General features: G+C 64.6%; 14 protein-coding genes and 3 tRNA genes. 11 read left to right on the top strand and 6 right to left on the bottom strand.

All coding sequences use genetic code 11. From position 1 onward, the window contains the following. Nucleotide 1: 1 nt before the first annotated feature. Both alr and radA read left to right on the top strand, forming a co-directional pair. Nucleotides 2-1,141: an alanine racemase gene (gene alr, locus AC8GDA_RS05525; RefSeq protein ID WP_506555541.1), complete on the top strand. Its 1,140-nt coding sequence runs from the start codon at nt 2-4 to the stop codon at nt 1,139-1,141. Continuing rightward, nucleotides 1,138-2,544, top strand: a complete 1,407-nt coding sequence (gene radA / locus AC8GDA_RS05520; RefSeq protein WP_506555540.1) for a DNA repair protein RadA — start codon at nt 1,138-1,140, stop codon at nt 2,542-2,544. Before alr ends, radA begins: the two co-directional genes overlap by 4 nt. On the opposite strand, the gene AC8GDA_RS05515 is transcribed toward radA, so the two are convergent. From AC8GDA_RS05515 to AC8GDA_RS05505, 3 genes are read right to left on the bottom strand one after another with little or no spacing between them, the layout of a single operon-like run. Further along, on the bottom strand, nt 2,512-3,891 hold the full coding sequence (locus AC8GDA_RS05515) for a hydroxysqualene dehydroxylase (protein WP_506555539.1): 1,380 nt from the start codon (nt 3,889-3,891) through the stop codon (nt 2,512-2,514). The two genes, radA and AC8GDA_RS05515, sit on opposite strands and share 33 nt — an antisense overlap. Before the next feature lie 8 nt (nt 3,892-3,899). Beyond that, nucleotides 3,900-4,742 (bottom strand): presqualene diphosphate synthase HpnD, encoded by an 843-nt coding sequence (gene hpnD, locus AC8GDA_RS05510; RefSeq protein WP_506555538.1) that lies wholly within the window; start codon nt 4,740-4,742, stop codon nt 3,900-3,902. After that, on the bottom strand, nt 4,739-5,620 hold the full coding sequence (locus tag AC8GDA_RS05505) for a squalene/phytoene synthase family protein (RefSeq protein WP_506555537.1): 882 nt from the start codon (nt 5,618-5,620) through the stop codon (nt 4,739-4,741). The genes hpnD and AC8GDA_RS05505 overlap by 4 nt, the downstream gene beginning before the upstream one ends. A gap of 64 nt (nt 5,621-5,684) precedes the next feature. On the opposite strand from AC8GDA_RS05505, the gene AC8GDA_RS05500 reads away from it, so the two are divergent. From AC8GDA_RS05500 to AC8GDA_RS05460, 9 genes are all read left to right on the top strand, one after another. Beyond that, nucleotides 5,685-5,769 (top strand) — tRNA-Leu (locus AC8GDA_RS05500). Nucleotides 5,770-5,793: 24 nt separating this feature from the next. Beyond that, nucleotides 5,794-7,122, top strand: coding sequence for a trigger factor (tig, locus tag AC8GDA_RS05495; protein ID WP_506555536.1), 1,329 nt, complete (start codon nt 5,794-5,796; stop codon nt 7,120-7,122). Beyond that, complete coding sequence (gene clpP / locus AC8GDA_RS05490; RefSeq protein WP_506555535.1) at nt 7,119-7,742, top strand: ATP-dependent Clp endopeptidase proteolytic subunit ClpP; 624 nt, start codon at nt 7,119-7,121, stop codon at nt 7,740-7,742. The genes tig and clpP overlap by 4 nt, the downstream gene beginning before the upstream one ends. Next, nucleotides 7,742-9,019, top strand: coding sequence for an ATP-dependent Clp protease ATP-binding subunit ClpX (gene clpX / locus AC8GDA_RS05485; protein ID WP_506555534.1), 1,278 nt, complete (start codon nt 7,742-7,744; stop codon nt 9,017-9,019). The genes clpP and clpX overlap by 1 nt, the downstream gene beginning before the upstream one ends. Before the next feature lie 88 nt (nt 9,020-9,107). Beyond that, a complete protein-coding gene (gene lon, locus AC8GDA_RS05480; protein ID WP_506555533.1) occupies nt 9,108-11,531 on the top strand; it encodes an endopeptidase La in 2,424 nt (807 codons plus the stop codon). Between the two features lie 49 nt (nt 11,532-11,580). Further along, nucleotides 11,581-11,853, top strand: coding sequence for an HU family DNA-binding protein (locus AC8GDA_RS05475; RefSeq protein ID WP_506555532.1), 273 nt, complete (start codon nt 11,581-11,583; stop codon nt 11,851-11,853). Between the two features lie 42 nt (nt 11,854-11,895). After that, nucleotides 11,896-11,971: transfer RNA gene (locus AC8GDA_RS05470), tRNA-Val, on the top strand. A 42-nt stretch (nt 11,972-12,013) separates the two neighbouring features. Beyond that, a tRNA-Asp gene (locus AC8GDA_RS05465) sits at nt 12,014-12,090 on the top strand. 14 nt (nt 12,091-12,104) lie between these two features. Further along, entirely contained in the window at nt 12,105-13,586 is a 1,482-nt protein-coding gene (locus tag AC8GDA_RS05460) for a SurA N-terminal domain-containing protein (protein WP_506555531.1), read from the top strand. Here the strand turns inward: AC8GDA_RS05460 and mnmH are convergent. The 3 genes from mnmH to prmB are packed head-to-tail and all read right to left on the bottom strand — an operon-like array spanning nt 13,538 to nt 16,246. Beyond that, nucleotides 13,538-14,659 (bottom strand): tRNA 2-selenouridine(34) synthase MnmH, encoded by a 1,122-nt coding sequence (mnmH, locus tag AC8GDA_RS05455; RefSeq protein WP_506555530.1) that lies wholly within the window; start codon nt 14,657-14,659, stop codon nt 13,538-13,540. The two genes, AC8GDA_RS05460 and mnmH, sit on opposite strands and share 49 nt — an antisense overlap. Continuing rightward, entirely contained in the window at nt 14,628-15,323 is a 696-nt protein-coding gene (locus tag AC8GDA_RS05450; RefSeq protein ID WP_506555529.1) for a glutathione S-transferase N-terminal domain-containing protein, read from the bottom strand. Before AC8GDA_RS05450 ends, mnmH begins: the two co-directional genes overlap by 32 nt. After that, nucleotides 15,320-16,246, bottom strand: coding sequence for a 50S ribosomal protein L3 N(5)-glutamine methyltransferase (gene prmB, locus AC8GDA_RS05445; RefSeq protein ID WP_506555528.1), 927 nt, complete (start codon nt 16,244-16,246; stop codon nt 15,320-15,322). The genes AC8GDA_RS05450 and prmB overlap by 4 nt, the downstream gene beginning before the upstream one ends. Between the last annotated feature and the right edge of the window lies 1 nt (nt 16,247).

Genomic DNA, 16,247 nt, shown 5'->3' with positions numbered 1-16,247 from the left:
CATGCCTCGTCCCATTTCCTTGGTGCTGATGCCGGACGCGCTGACGCACAACCTTCGGGCCCTGCGCGCAGCCCTGCCGGCCAACCGACGCATCTGGGCGGTGGCCAAGGCCAACGCCTATGGCCACGGCATCGACCTGGCCGTGTCTGCCTTCGCGCAGGCCGATGGCCTGGCCGTGCTCGACCTTCAAGAGGCCAGCGCCGCACGATCGCTCGGCTGGCAAAAGCCCGTCCTCATGCTGGAGGGTATCTTCGAGTCCGCAGACCTCGCGCAGGCCGTCGCGCTGGATGTGGACCTTGTTTTTCATCACCCCCGACAATTGGACTGGTGGCGAGCCTCCAAGGTGTTGCGTGCACCGTTGGCCAAGGGTCGGCACTGGTTCAAGTTCAACACCGGGATGAATCGTCTGGGCTTTCGGCCCGATCAAATGGGCACTGTGCTGCAGGCCTGTGCAGACCATCGGGCGCAGGGCATTGCCTTGGGCTTCATGACCCACTACGCGCAGGCTGAGGTGACAGGTGGCACGGCGTCGCAACTGCAGGCCTTCGAACTTGCACTCTCCCAGGTGGCCCGTGCCCCGGAGGAGGCCATCTCCACCTGCAACTCGGCCGCGGTCTGGTCTGAGATTAGCCAGGACGCGGAGTGGGTGCGGCCGGGCCTGAGCCTGTATGGGGCGAGCCCGTTTTTGGGGCCCTGGGCATCGGGGCAAGTTGTGCCGCCAGCCGATCACCGTGTGGCGAGCGCCGAAGCACTGGGGCTCTTGGCGGCATCTGAACTGCGCACGGAGATCATCGCTGTCCAGCAGGTGCAGCCTGGTGCGGCGGTTGGCTATGGCGGGCGCTGGCGTGCTGCACGACCGAGTCGAATTGGCGTGGTGGCCGCGGGCTATGCCGATGGTTATCCCCGCACGGCCCCCGATGGTACGCCGGTGCTGGTGGGTGGTGTGCATTGCATGCTGGTGGGCCAGGTCTCGATGGACATGATCACGGTCGATCTCACCGACCATCCCGAGCTCGATGTGGGCAGCCCCGTCGAGCTCTGGGGCGCGCGGCTTCCCGTCGACCGTGTGGCCCAGGCCTGCGGCACTTCCGCCTACGAATTGCTCACGGCGGTGACGCCACGTGTGCCCAGGCAACGGTGAGCAAGGACAAGGCAGTCTTTCTGTGTGAGGCCTGCGGCCAGTCCCATGCGAAGTGGCAGGGGCAGTGCGATGGCTGTGGCGCCTGGAATACGCTGTCCGTAGGTCGAGCACCGGCCACCGGAAAGACCGCATCGCGAACCGTGGGCTTTGCCCCGGCCATGGGAGTGCAGCGGCTCAGCGAGGTCTCGGTGGTGGAGCTGCCGCGCTGGAGCATGGGCCTCGATGAATTTGATCGCGTGCTGGGCGGGGGCATGGTGCCCGGCGGGGTGGTGTTGATTGGCGGTGACCCCGGCATTGGGAAGTCGACCCTCCTGCTGCAGGCGATTGCCGAGCATGTGTCCTCGGCGCAGGCGGCCAGTGTCCTCTATGTGTCGGGCGAGGAGTCCACCGATCAGGTGGCCCTGCGAGCCCGCCGCCTGGGGCTTGCCGATGCGGTCATGGGTCGCATCGAGATCCTTGCAGAGACGCACCTGGAAAAGGTGCTTGAATGCATGCAGCAGCGCCGGCCGCAGCTGGTGGTGATCGACTCCATCCAGACGGTCTTCTCGGACCAGGTCGGTGCACTGCCAGGGTCGGTCTCTCAGGTGCGCGAATGCGCTGCACAGCTCACGCGCTGGGCCAAAGAGACGGGCCGCGGCCTGTTCCTGGTGGGCCATGTCACGAAGGAGGGTGCCCTCGCAGGCCCCCGGGTGCTCGAGCACATGGTCGATGCGGTGCTCTACTTCGAAGGCGATCCGCAGGCGGCCTTTCGGGTCGTGCGTGCGGTGAAGAATCGGTTTGGCACGGTCAATGAGTTGGGTGTCTTTGCGATGACCGACCGTGGCCTCAAGCCGGTGACCAATCCGTCGGCGCTCTTTCTCACGCAGGCCCAACTCGGCAGCGCCTCTGAGCCCGCCCAGCGCGTGTCCGGATCCGCGGTGCTCGTCACCCAGGAGGGCAGTCGCCCCCTGTTGGTGGAGGTTCAGGCGCTCGTCGATGAGGCGCATTCTGGCCAGCCACGTCGACTCTGTGTGGGCCTGGATCCTCAACGCCTGGCGCTCTTGCTCGCCATCTTGCATCGGCATGCGGGCATCCCGTGCTTCGATCGCGATGTCTACCTCAATGCGGTAGGCGGCGTTCGCATACAAGAGACGGCCGCAGACCTGGCCATCCTCGCGGCCGTGGCCTCGTCCCTGCGCGATCGGCCTCTGGCCTCAGGCCTCGTGGTCTTTGGTGAGGTGGGTCTTGCCGGTGAGGTTCGGCCATCGCCGCGCGGCCAGGAGCGACTGCGCGAGGCAGCACGCCTGGGCTTTGTTCGGGCGATCGTGCCCGAGGCCAACGCCCCCAAGCGGGCGATTCCCGGCCTCACGGTTCGGCCGGTCTCGCGCCTCTCAGACGCGCTGGCGGCGATCTTCGAGGATTGAACGCGCGGCCTGTCGGCCGGCGCGAACCGCAGATTCAATGGTGGCGGGGTAGCCGGGGCAGAGGTCGTCTGCGGCGCGCCAGAGGCCGGCCTCCAACAGGTTTGCGCTGCCCCAGGCCTGGCCTGCGTCCACCAGGCCTGCCGTGCAAGCCCAGGTGGCATGTCGTTCGTGCGTGATGCGATGGCGCCATTGCTTGGGTTCGCCCAGGCCCATCGGCGCAAGCCAACGTGTGGCGGCCTCCCAGAGCGACAGGCCTGCCGCATCCCAGCCTTGTATCGGTGAGACCGCACTGGCCACCAGCCCAACGACCTGACCCCATGCGCCCGCAGGCCGCGCCAGCCCCATGATGGTGGCACCTTGTGGTGTCTCGATGGCGAGCAGTCGATGGCTGGGCAGCCAGCCGTGCGCAGGGCGCTCGGGCAGTGCGAGCCAGAGGGTGGCAATGCCGCGTGTCTCCACCAGCGACCAGCGTCTGGACTCATCGGTTTCGGGCAGTGCACTGGCCTGCCAGAGCCGATCGGTCTCGCGGGTGGGCAGGCAGACCACCACATGGTCGAAGGCCTCACGCGGGCCGTTGGCATCTGCCTCGACATGCCACCGCCCATCGCCCCCTGGGCGCAGGCGTCTTGCGCGACAACCGAGTTGGATGCGGACGCCGTGCGCAACCAGCTGCTTGGCGAGTGGGTCGATGGCCGCGTCGGAGAGGTTGTCGGGTGGGTGCAGGGCGTCGGTGGCCCGGGCCCCGCCCGCCATGGTGTCGTGGAGCACTCGCAAGAACACGGCAGCGCTCGCCTCGGTCCAGTCGGTGTTGAGCGCACCCTCAATGAATGGGCGACAGAACTGCCGGTCCACGCCGTAGAGTGGCCCGCAGCCGATCAGCCATTCCTGGGCAGCGCCGCTGGCCTGCCAGTTCGCGCGATGGGCCGACCAGAGCAGACGCATGAGGCCCAGCCGTCCCGGCCATGGCCATTTCTGGCATTCCATGGGGGTGGGTGCGAGGGCGCCTGCAATCAGTCGCATGGGCCAGCCCGCGGCTGGAATCTGAAAGCCAAATGCCGGGCGGTTCAATGGCTGGTGCACCCATTCGAGCCCCTTGGAGAGCCAATCCCCGGTGGGCACATCGGCCCAGTGGAGCAGGCTCCGCGTGGACTCGTAGGCCCCCAGCATCAGGTGTTGGCCGTTGTCGATGGGAAGGCCATCCCAGGAGAGGCCTCGGGCGCGACCACCGAGCTGCGGTGCGGCCTCGAGCAGGCTGATCTGCATACCGCTTGGCCGGTCTTGGCAGAGTGCGGCCGCGGCCGAGAGGCCCGACCAGCCCCCCCCGATGATGGCCACGGATTGCGTCATCTGGCCGTTCAGCGCGGCAGGCGGCCGAGTGCGGCGGTGGCTGCCACCCAGGCCTTGCGCGCGGGGCCGAGCGAGATGCGCTGGCCCATGACGTCGAATTGGCTCTCTTCAATCGCCCGTAGGAGGTCGCGATAGACGGCTCCCATGACCAGGCCTGCACGCTGGCCGCGGCGCTCGGACACCGGCAGGTGGGCCAGTGCGTTGTCGTACCGGACGTTGGCCCGCTGCGCCAACTCGCGCAGCGCTGCCCGCAGGCTGGGGGTGTCTTCCAGCTTCAGGATGCCTTGGCGTGTCAGGCCGTGTTGGTGCAGCAAGGATTCCGGCAGGTAGACCCGGCCGCGGCGCGCGTCCTCACCCACGTCTCGCAGAATGTTGGTGTACTGAAGGGCGAGGCCCAATTCGGTGGCATAGGCCAGGGTGTCGGCGCTGGGCCGATCGAAGATGCGGGCAGACAGGCGACCCACTGCGCCCGCGACCTGATCGCAGTAGCCATCGAGCGCCGACCAGTCGGCCAGGTGCATGGGGTGGAGGTCTCGCCGCACGCCCTCGAGAATGGCATCGAGGTCGGCATCTTCGAGCTCGAAGCGCCCTCGAATGCCTTGCAATGCCTTGCCGGCCGGGTGCGTGGGCGTGCCCGTTCGAACCCGTTCGAGCTCGGTGGCCCACCAGGCGAGCTTCATGCCGGCCACGGTGGGGTCCTCGACCTCATCGGCAATGTCATCCACCTCTCGGCAATAGGCGTAGAGCACCTCCATGGCCGAGCGCTTCTCGTCGGGCAGCAGTTTGAAGGCCACGGTGAAGCTCGAGCCCGCGGAGGCCGCCTTCTGGGCGCAATATTGTTCGGGCGTCATGCGGCGGCCCGCAGGTCTTGTAGCGCGCCGGCCAGCAGGCCTGGCAGGGCCCACCAGGTCAGGCGAATGGAGCGGTGCCAGGGTGTGAGTGGGCTGGCCAAGAGCTGCTTGCCCACCCAGCAACCCCCTCGTCGCGTGATGGCAATCTCCAGGGCAAGTCGAAGCGATGGCGACGGGCCCGCCCGTCGCAGCGCTGCGGCCAGGGGCTGCCCCAAGGCCAGCATGGCCATGCCGCGGTCGATAAGCAGGCGGGTGAGGCGGGCCTGCTCATCCGCGGGCAGGGGTGCGACAAACGAGCTTGGGTCTGACCACTGCCAGGCCGCGGGCCAGTCACAGGTCGGCACAGTCGGTCGGCCCCGGGCCAGGTCTTCGTGGAGGTCCTGCCCAAAGTTGATCAACTGAAGGCCCGAGCAGATGTTGTCGCTATGGGCCAGCAGGTGCGTATCAGCCATACCGGCAAATTGCAGCAGCAGGCGGCCGATGGGGTTTGCCGATCGGCTGCAGTAGTCGAGCACCGCGCGCCAGTCTGAAAACGGGGCAAAGCCTGCGTCCTGCCGAAAGGCAGACAAGAGGTCGAGGGCGGGCTGTGGGTCGATGCCTTTGGCATCGAGGCGCGCGCGAAGCTGTTGCCCGAGTGCTGCAAGCGGGCCATGGCCTCGGCCCTCCAACCCCTCGGCGAGCTCGGAAAGCCCCTTCAGCCGGTCTGTCATCGTGCCACCCGCGATCGGCTCATCCGCCAGGTCATCGCCGGCGCGCGCGAATCGGTAAAGGGCGAGGACATCGGGCCGCAAGGCCTTCGGCAGCAGCCAGGAGGCCACCGGAAAGTTCTCGTAGTGATCGCCACCATGCACGGCACGGCCGAGTCGTTCGGAATCCATGCGGAATTCTAGTCGGTGGGCATTCGATACAATGCAGAAAGACGGCTTTCGGGGCCGATTCCTCGCGAAGGTGGCGAAATTGGTAGACGCACCAGGTTTAGGTCCTGACGCCGAAAGGTGTGCGGGTTCGAGTCCCGCCCTTCGCACCAACCGATCAACACATTGAGCAGACGATGACAGCAGAAACCACCACCAGCCCTTCCAGCCTTGAGCGCAAATTTCCCCTCACCATCCACATGTCGGAGGTGGAGGCCCAGGCCCAGAAGCGGCTCGCGAAAATGGGCAAGACCATGAAGATGCCTGGCTTTCGGCCCGGCAAGGTGCCCATGAAGGTGGTCGCCCAGGCCTACGGTGCCCAGGCCCAGTCCGAGGCCATCGGCGATGTTGTGAGCCGGGCTTACAGCGAGGCGGTGGTTGCTCAGAAACTCAAGCCCGCAGGCCCCCCGAGCATTCAGCCCCTCGATGCAACCCCACCAGCCGCCGATGCACCCACCCCGGCCGAAATGCACTTCGAGGCCGTCGTCGAGGTCTACCCCGAGATCGCGCTGCCCCAGCGTGAGTCGCTCTCGGTTCAGAAATGGGTGGCCCAGCCCACCGAGGCCGATGTCGACCGCACCCTCGAGACCCTGCGCAAGCAGAAGGTCAACCACGAGACCGTGGCGCGTGCGGCCCAGGCGGAGGATCGGGTTCGACTCGACTTCGAGGGCAGCATCGACGACGTGCCCTTCGATGGTGGTCGTGCCACCGACTTTCAGTTCGTGGTGGGCGCAGGCCAGATGCTGCCGGAGTTCGATGCTGCGGTGGTGGGCATGAAGGCCGGCGAGACCAAGACATTCCCCCTCACGTTCCCGGCCGACTATCGTGCCGAGAACCTGGCCGGCAAGCAGAGCCAGTTCACCATCACCGTGCACGAGGTGCTCGGCCCGGTGCTGCCCGCGTTAGACGATGCACTGGCCGAGGCCTTCGGCATCAAGGCTGGCGGCCTTGCCAAGCTGCGCGATGATGTGCAAAAGAACCTGGCGCGCGAGGTGCAGGGCCGCTGCAAGAGCAAGACCAAGCAGTCGGTCATGGATGCCTTGTTGACCGCCTCCAGCTTTGAGGTTCCCAAGGCCTTGGTCGATGGCGAGAGCGAGCGCATGGCCAACCAGATGCGCCAGCAGATGGCCTCCCAGGGCATGAACGTCAAGGACGCGCCGTTCCCCATGGAGCTCTTCAAGGAAGGCGCCACCCGCCGCGTGCGGCTGGGCCTGCTCGTGGGCGAGCTGGTGCGTGCCCATCAGCTTCAGGCCAATGAGGTGCAGCTGCGCATCATGCTGGGCGAGATGGCCGAGTCCTATGAGCAGCCCGAGGAGTTCATTCGCTGGACACTCGGCCACGCCGAGCGTCGGGCGGAGGTCGAGGCCATCGTGACCGAAGACAATGTGGTGGACTGGGTGCTGTCGGCTGCCAAGGTGGAAGACAAGCAGGTTGGTGTGGAAGAACTCATGAAAGAGGCGTCATGAACATCGATTCAGGAAGTCATCAGGACATCCGCGGCCTGGGCCTGGTGCCCATGGTCATCGAGCAGTCAGGCCGTGGCGAGCGGGCCTACGACATCTACTCACGCCTGCTGCGTGAGCGCGTGATCTTCATGGTGGGGCCTGTCAACGATGCCACCGCCAACCTGGTGGTGGCCCAGTTGCTGTTTCTCGAGTCGGAGAACCCGGACAAGGACATCAGCCTCTACATCAACTCGCCCGGTGGTTCTGTCTCTGCGGGCCTGGCCATCTTCGACACCATGCAGTTCATCAAGCCCGATGTCAGCACGCTGTGCATCGGCATGGCCGCGAGCATGGGTGCCTTCCTGTTGGCCGCGGGCGAGAAGGGCAAGCGGTACGCCCTGCCCAACAGTCGGGTCATGATTCACCAGCCCCTGGGGGGCGTTCAGGGCCAGGCCTCCGACATTGAGATTCATGCCCGCGAGATCCTCTCGCTGCGCGACAAGCTCAACACCATTTTGTCTGAGCGAACTGGCCAGCCCCTTGAAACCATTGCCCGTGACACCGACCGGGACAACTTCATGGGCGCGGAGGATGCGCTACAGTACGGCATTGTCGATCGTGTCCTGAGCCGGAGAGATTAATGGCAGATAAAAAGGGGTCGGGAGAGAAGCTTCTCTACTGTTCCTTCTGCGGCAAAAGCCAGCATGAAGTGAAAAAGCTGATTGCTGGGCCGTCGGTCTTTATCTGCGATGAATGCATCGAACTCTGCAACGACATCATCCGTGACGAGCAGTCAAACCTGCCGGCCACGGAGGCCTCCCAGGAGGCCCTGCCCACCCCGCAGGAAATTGCCAACATCCTCGATGCCTACGTGGTCGGTCAAGACCGGGCCAAACGCGGGCTGTCGGTTGCGGTCTACAACCACTACAAACGCCTTCGCCAGAAGGGCAAAGAGGGCGAAGTCGAGCTCTCCAAGAGCAACATCCTGCTCATCGGGCCCACGGGCTCGGGCAAGACCCTACTGGCCCAGACCCTGGCGCGCCTGCTCAATGTGCCGTTTGTCATCGCCGATGCCACCACCCTCACCGAGGCCGGCTATGTGGGTGAGGACGTTGAGAACATCATTCAGAAGCTGCTGCAGAACTGCAACTACGAGGTCGACAAGGCCCAGCACGGCATTGTCTACATCGACGAGATCGACAAGATCTCGCGCAAGTCCGACAACCCGTCCATCACCCGCGATGTCTCGGGCGAGGGCGTCCAGCAGGCCCTGCTCAAGCTCATTGAGGGCACGGTGGCCTCGGTGCCGCCCCAGGGTGGTCGCAAGCACCCCAACCAAGACTTCGTTCAGATCGACACCACCAACATCCTGTTCATTTGCGGTGGCGCCTTCGACGGACTGGAGAAGGTCATTCGTGATCGCACCGAGAAGACCTCCATCGGCTTCGGTGCTGAGGTGCGCTCGGCCTCCGACCGCAAGCTCAGCGAGGTCTTCCAGGATGTCGAACCCGAAGACCTCATCAAGTTCGGCCTCATTCCAGAGCTCGTGGGCCGCCTTCCGGTGGTCGCCACCCTCGATGAACTTGATGAGCCTGCGCTGGTCGAGATTCTCACCGGCCCGAAGAATGCGCTGGTCAAGCAGTACCAGGCCTTGTTCGAGATGGAAGGGGTCGAACTCGAGGTCCGTCCCGCAGCCCTCTCGGCCATTGCCAAGAAGGCCATCAAGCGCAAGACCGGTGCCCGGGGGCTGCGGTCCATCCTGGAACAGGTCTTGCTCGACACCATGTATGAGCTTCCAAGCCAAAAACGGGTGGCAAAGGTTGTCCTCGAAGAGAATGCCGTCACGGGTGAGTCGCCCCCGTTGCTGCTCTATGGAGACAATCAAAAAGTGGCTTCTGCCCGAAAGCGCGGCAGTTAGGCCCTTGTTTTCTCAAGTCTTCGCCCCCATCTGTCGACCATTGGGGTGCGTCCCCGCCGATCTCTTCGCCGTTTCCTGAAAGGCTGTCATGTCCAAGACTGAGTTGTTGCCATCGGAGCCCGTCGTGCTGCCCCTGTTGCCGCTGCGCGACGTCGTGGTCTTTCCGCACATGGTGATCCCCCTGTTTGTGGGGCGCCCGAAGTCCATCAAGGCGATGGAGCGGGCCATGGAGTCCGGCAGTCATGTGCTGTTGGCGGCCCAGCGCAGCCCCACCCAGGATGACCCCGGCCTCGAGGACATCTATCCCATCGGCTGCCTGGCCACCATTCTCCAGATGCTCAAGCTGCCCGATGGCACCGTGAAGGTGCTCGTCGAGGGCGCCCAGCGGGCCCGCCTCACCGACCTTCAAGACAGCGGCGACCACCTTGTGGGCGGCTGCGTGCCCATTGCCCCAGATGAAGACGAGGGCCCAGAGCTCGAGGCGCTGCGTCGCACCCTGTTGGGTCAGTTCGACCAGTTCGTCAAGTTGAACAAGAAAATCCCGGCCGAGATCCTCAACAGCCTGGTGAGCCTGGAGGATGCCGGCCGCCTGGCGGACACCATCGCCGCCCACCTGCCCATGAAACTCGAGCAGAAGCAGGCCATCCTCGAGGTGCTGCCGGTGGCCGAACGGCTCGAAAAGCTGCTCGGTCAGATCGAGACCGAGCTCGACATCCTGCAGGTCGAAAAGCGCATCCGTGGTCGTGTGAAGCGGCAGATGGAGAAAAGCCAGCGCGAGTACTACCTCAATGAGCAGGTCAAGGCCATTCAGAAGGAGCTCGGCGAGGGCGAGGACAACGAGCTCGATGAGCTCGACAAGAAGATCAAGGCCGCCCGCATGCCGACAGAGGCTCGCGATAAGGCCCAGGGCGAGCTCAAAAAGCTCCGGATGATGTCACCCATGTCGGCCGAGGCCACGGTGGTGCGCAACTACATCGATGCATTGGTCGGCCTGCCCTGGAAGAAGAAGAGCAAGGTCAACACCAACCTCGAGACGGCCGAGACCGTGCTCGACTCCGAGCACCACGGCCTCGAGAAGGTCAAGGAGCGCATCCTGGAGGCCCTGGCGGTTCAGCAGCGGGTCGACAAGGTGAAGGCGCCCATTCTCTGTTTGGTGGGGCCCCCGGGTGTGGGTAAGACATCCCTGGGTCAGTCGATTGCCCGTGCTACGAATCGCAAGTTTGTTCGCATGGCCCTGGGTGGCGTTCGTGATGAGTCTGAGATTCGTGGCCATCGCCGCACCTACATTGGCTCGATGCCCGGCAAGATCCTCACCAGCCTGACCAAGGCCGGTGTGCGCAATCCGCTCTTCCTGCTCGATGAGGTCGACAAGATGGGCATGGACTTTCGTGGCGACCCCGCCAGTGCCCTGCTCGAGGTGCTCGACCCGGAGCAGAACAACACCTTTGTGGACCACTACGTGGAGGTGGAGTACGACCTCTCCGATGTGATGTTCGTGGCCACGGCCAACTCATTGAACATTCCGCCAGCCCTGCTCGACCGCATGGAGGTCATTCGCCTCTCCGGCTATACGGAAGACGAGAAGGTCAGCATTGCCCAGCGGTATCTGCTGCCCAAGCAGATCAAGAACACGGGCCTCAAGGATGCCGAGATCTCGGTGTCCGAGGACGCCATCCGCGAGATGATCCGCTCCTACACCCGCGAGGCGGGCGTCCGCGGCCTGGAGCGTGACATCTCCAAGGTCTGCCGCAAAGTGGTGCGACTCATCCTCACGGGCAAGGAGAAGGGCCCTGTCGTGATCACCGCGGCCAACATTGAAGACTTCCTGGGTGTGAAGCGATTCACATTCGGCATTGCCGAGAAGGAAGACCAGGTCGGCGAGGTCACCGGTCTGGCCTGGACCGAGGTCGGCGGCGAGCTGCTGATGATCGAGGCCGCGGTGATGCCCGGCAAGGGCCAGATCATCCGCACCGGCTCATTGGGCGATGTCATGAAGGAGTCGGTCGAGGCGGCCCGCTCGGTGGTCCGCAGCCGCGCCCGTCGCCTGGGCATTGCCGACGACGTCTTCGAGAAGAAAGACTTGCACATCCACGCACCTGAGGGCGCCACGCCCAAGGATGGCCCCAGTGCAGGCATCGCCATGACCACCGCCATGGTCTCGGCGCTCACGGGCATTCCGGTGAAGGCCCATGTCGCCATGACGGGCGAGATCACGCTGCGAGGCGAGGTCTTGCAGATTGGTGGCCTCAAGGAGAAGCTGCTGGCGGCCCACCGTGGTGGGATCAAGACCGTGCTCATCCCAGAGCAGAACGTGCGCGACCTGGCCGAGATTCCCGACAATGTGAAGAATGCCTTGGAGATCATTCCGGTGCGCTGGATCGATGCCGTGCTCGACCTCGCCCTGGCCTCCACGCCCGTGCCCTTGCCCGATGTTCCGCCCGCTGCGGCCGAACCCGTGGCCGCGCCGGCAGACGGTTTACAGCCCGGAGCAGCCGAAACCTTAAAGCATTAGAATCCGTATCGTTGGTAAAGCAAACTCCTCGAGAGATAGGACCCATCACGTGAACAAGACCGACCTGATCGAACACATCGCCAAGAACGCCGATATCTCCAAGGCTGCCGCAGGCCGCGCCCTGGATGCGCTGCTCTCCGGGGTGAAAACCACCCTGAAGAAGGGCGGTTCGGTCACGTTGGTGGGCTTCGGAACATTTGCGGTGGCCAAGCGCGCCGCGCGCACGGGTCGCAATCCTCGCACCGGCGATGCCATCAAGATCAAGGCCGCAAAGCTGCCCAAGTTTCGTCCGGGCAAGGCGCTCAAAGACGCCTTGAACTGATTGCCGTTTTTATTTATTGTTCAACGCTTTCGTCGTTTCACCGGGTGCTTAGCTCAGTTGGTAGAGCGGCGCCCTTACAAGGCGTAGGTCGGGAGTTCGAGCCTCTCAGCACCCACCAGTGATGCGATCGACTAGGGTAGAATATTGGTTTGTTTCACGCGGAGCGGTAGTTCAGTCGGTTAGAATACCGGCCTGTCACGCCGGGGGTCGCGGGTTCGAGTCCCGTCCGCTCCGCCACTTTTCCCCTCCCCATGCTTGAATTCATTCGCTCCAACAGACGTCTGCTGCAGTTCGTCCTGCTGCTCTTCATCGTGCCCTCGTTTGTGGTGGTGGGTGCATGGGACATGGTCTCGCCGAATGCTGGCGCGAATGCCGTGGCCACCGTCAACGGCCGGCAGATTGAAAAGGCCGCCTGGGAAAACGCCCATCGCCGCTCCATAGAACAAATGTCTGCTCAGTTTGGGGGGCAGGTGCCCGCCGAATTGCTCAACAGCCCAGAGGCGCGCTCGGCCACGCTCGAGCAAATGATCACCCGCGCCCTCATCGAGCAGGCGGCCGCCGATGCCCGCCTGGGGGTGTCCGACCAGGCCCTGAAAGACCTCATCTCCAGCATTCCTGAGTTCCAGGAGAAGGGCGTTTTCAGCCTTCCAAAGGCGCAGGCGTTCCTGAAAGACAGAGGCCTCACCTCGGAGTCGTTCGAGCAGGGCCTTCGTCGCGATTTGGCCGTCGAGGTCTTGCCCCGCATGCTGGCGGAGTCGACCATCGTCTCGCGTCAGTTTGCGCGCCACCTGGCCAGGGCCGAGACCGAGGTTCGCCAGGTGCGTGCCAAGCGATTCCGGCCAGAGGCGTTTCTTGCCAAGGCCACGGTCTCTGAAGACGACATTCGTCAGGAGTACGAGCGCAACCCCCAGCGCTATCAGTCCCAAGAGGTCGTGGACATTGAACTGGCATTGCTCGCGGGCGATCGCTCGGCGGGCGATGTCGAGGCCTTCGCCAACCTGGTCTACGAGCAGAGCGACACGCTCGAGCCTGCGGCCAAGCGCTTCGGCCTCGGCCTTCTGACCATCAAGGGTGTGAGCCGCGATGGCGCCTTGCCTGCTGGCCTCAGCCCAGAGGCTCGTGCGGCCCTGTTGTCGCCCAAGCTCATCGATCAGCTCTTCAAGGCCGATGCCCTCATCGACCGCCGCAACACCGAGTCGGTGGAAATCCGACGCGGCCTCTTTGCCAGTGCACGCGTGGTGCGTCATGCGCCCGCAGCGCCGCTGCCGTTGCCACAGGTGGCTGCGCCCATTCGTCGCGCGCTTGAGGCCAATCAGGCCCAGGGCATGGCGCAGGAGGCTGCCCGTCAGTGGTCTGCCAATGCGGCGGAGCGGTCCCAGGCTGCGCTGCTCTCGGCGGCCCGGTCAGATCCAAGGGCGGCCCTGAAGGCGCTCGGTGTGTCTGAGCAGCTGCCCCAGGCCCGCTCGGTGCTGATCACCCTCTTTTCAGATTCCCTTCGTGTGGGCCGCCCAGCCCAGGTGGATCTCGGTGGAGAAGGCGTGCTGGCCCTGGTGCTCGAGTCCACCAAGTTGGCGGCAGCCGATGCGCCCGCATCTCGTGATCGCGTGGGCCCGGCATTCAACATCCTCCAACAGCTCGAGGCCGACCAGGCCACCCGGGTCTGGCTGCGCCAGCTCGAGCAGCGCTATGAGGTTGAGCGCTTCCCCAAGAGGATTGAAGCAGCCGCATCGTAGTCTGCGGGTGTGATGCCGCTTGGGCGTACGGCGACGGCCTGCGCGTGGCCAGGAAAATTTCTTGAGATGGAGCGCCGGTAGCTCGGGTCGTAGTGGTGCTCCAGCAGGCCACGAACCAGCGAACGCCAGTCGCCTGCCTGAACTTGGCCTCGCCATTGTTCGGCCATGTCTTCACCCACCAGCGGCCGAAGCTTCTCGATCTGCTCCAGCAGCCGTGTGGGCTGAGAAAAGAAGTGTTGATACTCCTCACAGAGCAGGCTCACACGCGGTTCCGTCTCCAGGCAGACATCCACGCAGGCACTGGCCCGCATCCTGGTCATCAGGGCCTCTGGCACCTGGACATTCCCAATCTTCTTGCTCTCGGATTCCACGTAAATGGGCTGGTCCACAGGCAGCGACCGAAGCGCCGCCCAGACGCGCGACTCGAAGGCCTTCTGGCTCGGCTGGGGCGCCTCTGGCATGGCGCCCAAGAGCGAGCCTCGATGCTGGGCCAGTTTCTCGAGGTCGAGCACAGCTGCCCCTTGGCGGGCCAGGGCCTCCAGAAAGCGGGTCTTGCCCGAGCCTGTGACTCCGCAGACCACTCGGAACGTTCGGGCCTCAACAAGCCCAGGCATGCTCGCCAGCACGTGCTGCCGAAAGGCCTTGTAGCCGCCGTCGATCAGGCTGATTCGCCAGCCAACCTTGGACAAGATCGTGGCCAGTGCACCGCTGCGATTCCCCCCACGCCAGCAGTAGACCAGTGCCGACCATTGACGGGGCTTGTTGGCCAGTTCCGTCTCGAGCAGTGTGGCGACGTTGCGAGCAATCTTTGCTGCGCCCAGCCGCTTGGCCTCGAAGGAGTCAGACTTGTACTGCGTGCCGATCAGCATGCGTTCCTCATTCGACAAGACGGGGCTGCAGCATGCACCGGGGATGTGGTCCTCCTGGTGCTCGGCGGGTGTGCGTGCGTCGAGGATGCTGTCGAAGGTGGAGAGTCGGCCCAGGGCTGCCTCGATCGAGAGCAGCTCTGGCCCGGATGACGTGCCGCTCACCTGGCGTCGATCAGGCGTTGCTCGCAGCAGGGCCCTGGCCAAAGAGCAAGGCCTTGGCCTTGTCGTCGGTGAGGGGCCGACGCCGTTCTGCCAGCACGGCCACGCCGCGGACCACAGCAGGACGGGCCGCGATGCCGTCGAACCAACGCTTCACCGATGGAAAGTCTTGGAGGTCCACACCCTGGTTGGCATGGGAGGCCGCCCAGGCCCAGCAGGCGATGTCGGCAATGGTGTAGCACCCCGCAGCCAGGTAGGGCTGCTCGGCCAGCCGCGTCTCGAGCACACCATAGAGCCGCTTGGCCTCATTGGTGTAGCGGTCGATGGCGTAGCCGATGGGCTCGGGGGCGTAGAGGCGGAAGTGGTGGGCCTGCCCGAGCATGGGGCCAAAGCCTCCCATCTGGAACATCAGCCATTGGAGCACTTCATAGCGGTCTCTCTCGGAGGTGCCCAGGAAGCGGCCGGTTTTTCCAGCGAGATAGAGCAGGATGGCCCCCGACTCAAACAATGAGATGGGTTTGCCTTGCGGTCCATCGGGGTCGACCAGTGCCGGAATTTTGTTGTTCGGGCTGATGGCCAGAAAGTCTGGCTTGAATTGATCGCCCGCACCGATGTCCACGGCAATGGCCTCGTAGGGCAGACCGAGCTCTTCGAGCAGGATCGAGACTTTTTTGCCATTGGGTGTGGGCCAGGTGAAGAGCGTGATCATGTGCAACCTCCTTGGAGCAAGAAGACGTGGTCATGGGTCTGGGTGGTCTCAAGCCAGAGGGGCTCGAGCTGCGGAAATTCATTCTCAAAGAGTGACATGGTGGCCTCGTACTCCTGGCCCACCTCCACCACGAGGCTGCCGTCTGGGGTGAGCCAGTTCTGGTAACCGGAGAGCAGGCCTCGAAGCACCCGCATGCCATCGTCTCCGGCCTCGAGTGCCATGCGCGGCTCCTTCTGGAACTCCAGGGGTGCATGGTCGACCTTTCGGGTCGGCACGTAGGGCGGGTTGCAGAGGATGAGGTCGAACATGGCACCCTTTTGCAGCGGCTCGAAGAGGCTGCCTTCGTGCAGCTCGATCTGCTGCGCCTTGCCGTGGAGGGCCACATTCTCGCGGGCCAGTGCGAGGGCATCGGGGCTGAGGTCGACGGCTTGAACGCGGCAGTCTGGCCAGGCCAGGGCGGCCAAGATGGCCAGGCTTCCCCCGCCGGTGCACAGGTCGAGCACATGTGTGGGGTCGCCCCCCTGCAGGGGAAGGCTCGGCGGCCAGAGCAGCTCCGAAATGAGGGAGCGCGGAATGATGGCCCGCGGGTCTGACTTGAAACGATGGCCGCGCAGCCAGGCCTCACCCAGGACATAGGCGGTGGGCTCACGGCCTTGAATTCGTCTGCTGGCCACCTCAAAGAGCAGTTGTTGCTCCGCGGGCAGCAGTCGCGCGTCGTCCAAGGTATCGGGCGCATCGGGCGCAAGCCTGAGCGCCCCGAGGACCAGCCAGCGTGCATCGTCCACATACGACTGAACGCCCTGGCCAAGGCCCACGTCTGCACGGGCCATGTCCGATGCAATGGCGCGAACCCAGTCGGCCACCGTGAGCAGGTGTGATGCTCGCGCCTCGGCCGAGCTCGACAACAAGACAGTGCCCGCCATG

The organism is Hahnella aquatica (SeqCode), assembly GCF_965194505.1.
Taxonomy (GTDB): domain Bacteria; phylum Pseudomonadota; class Gammaproteobacteria; order Burkholderiales; family Burkholderiaceae_A; genus Hahnella; species Hahnella aquatica.
This window is presented reverse-complemented; position numbering and strand designations above follow the sequence as displayed.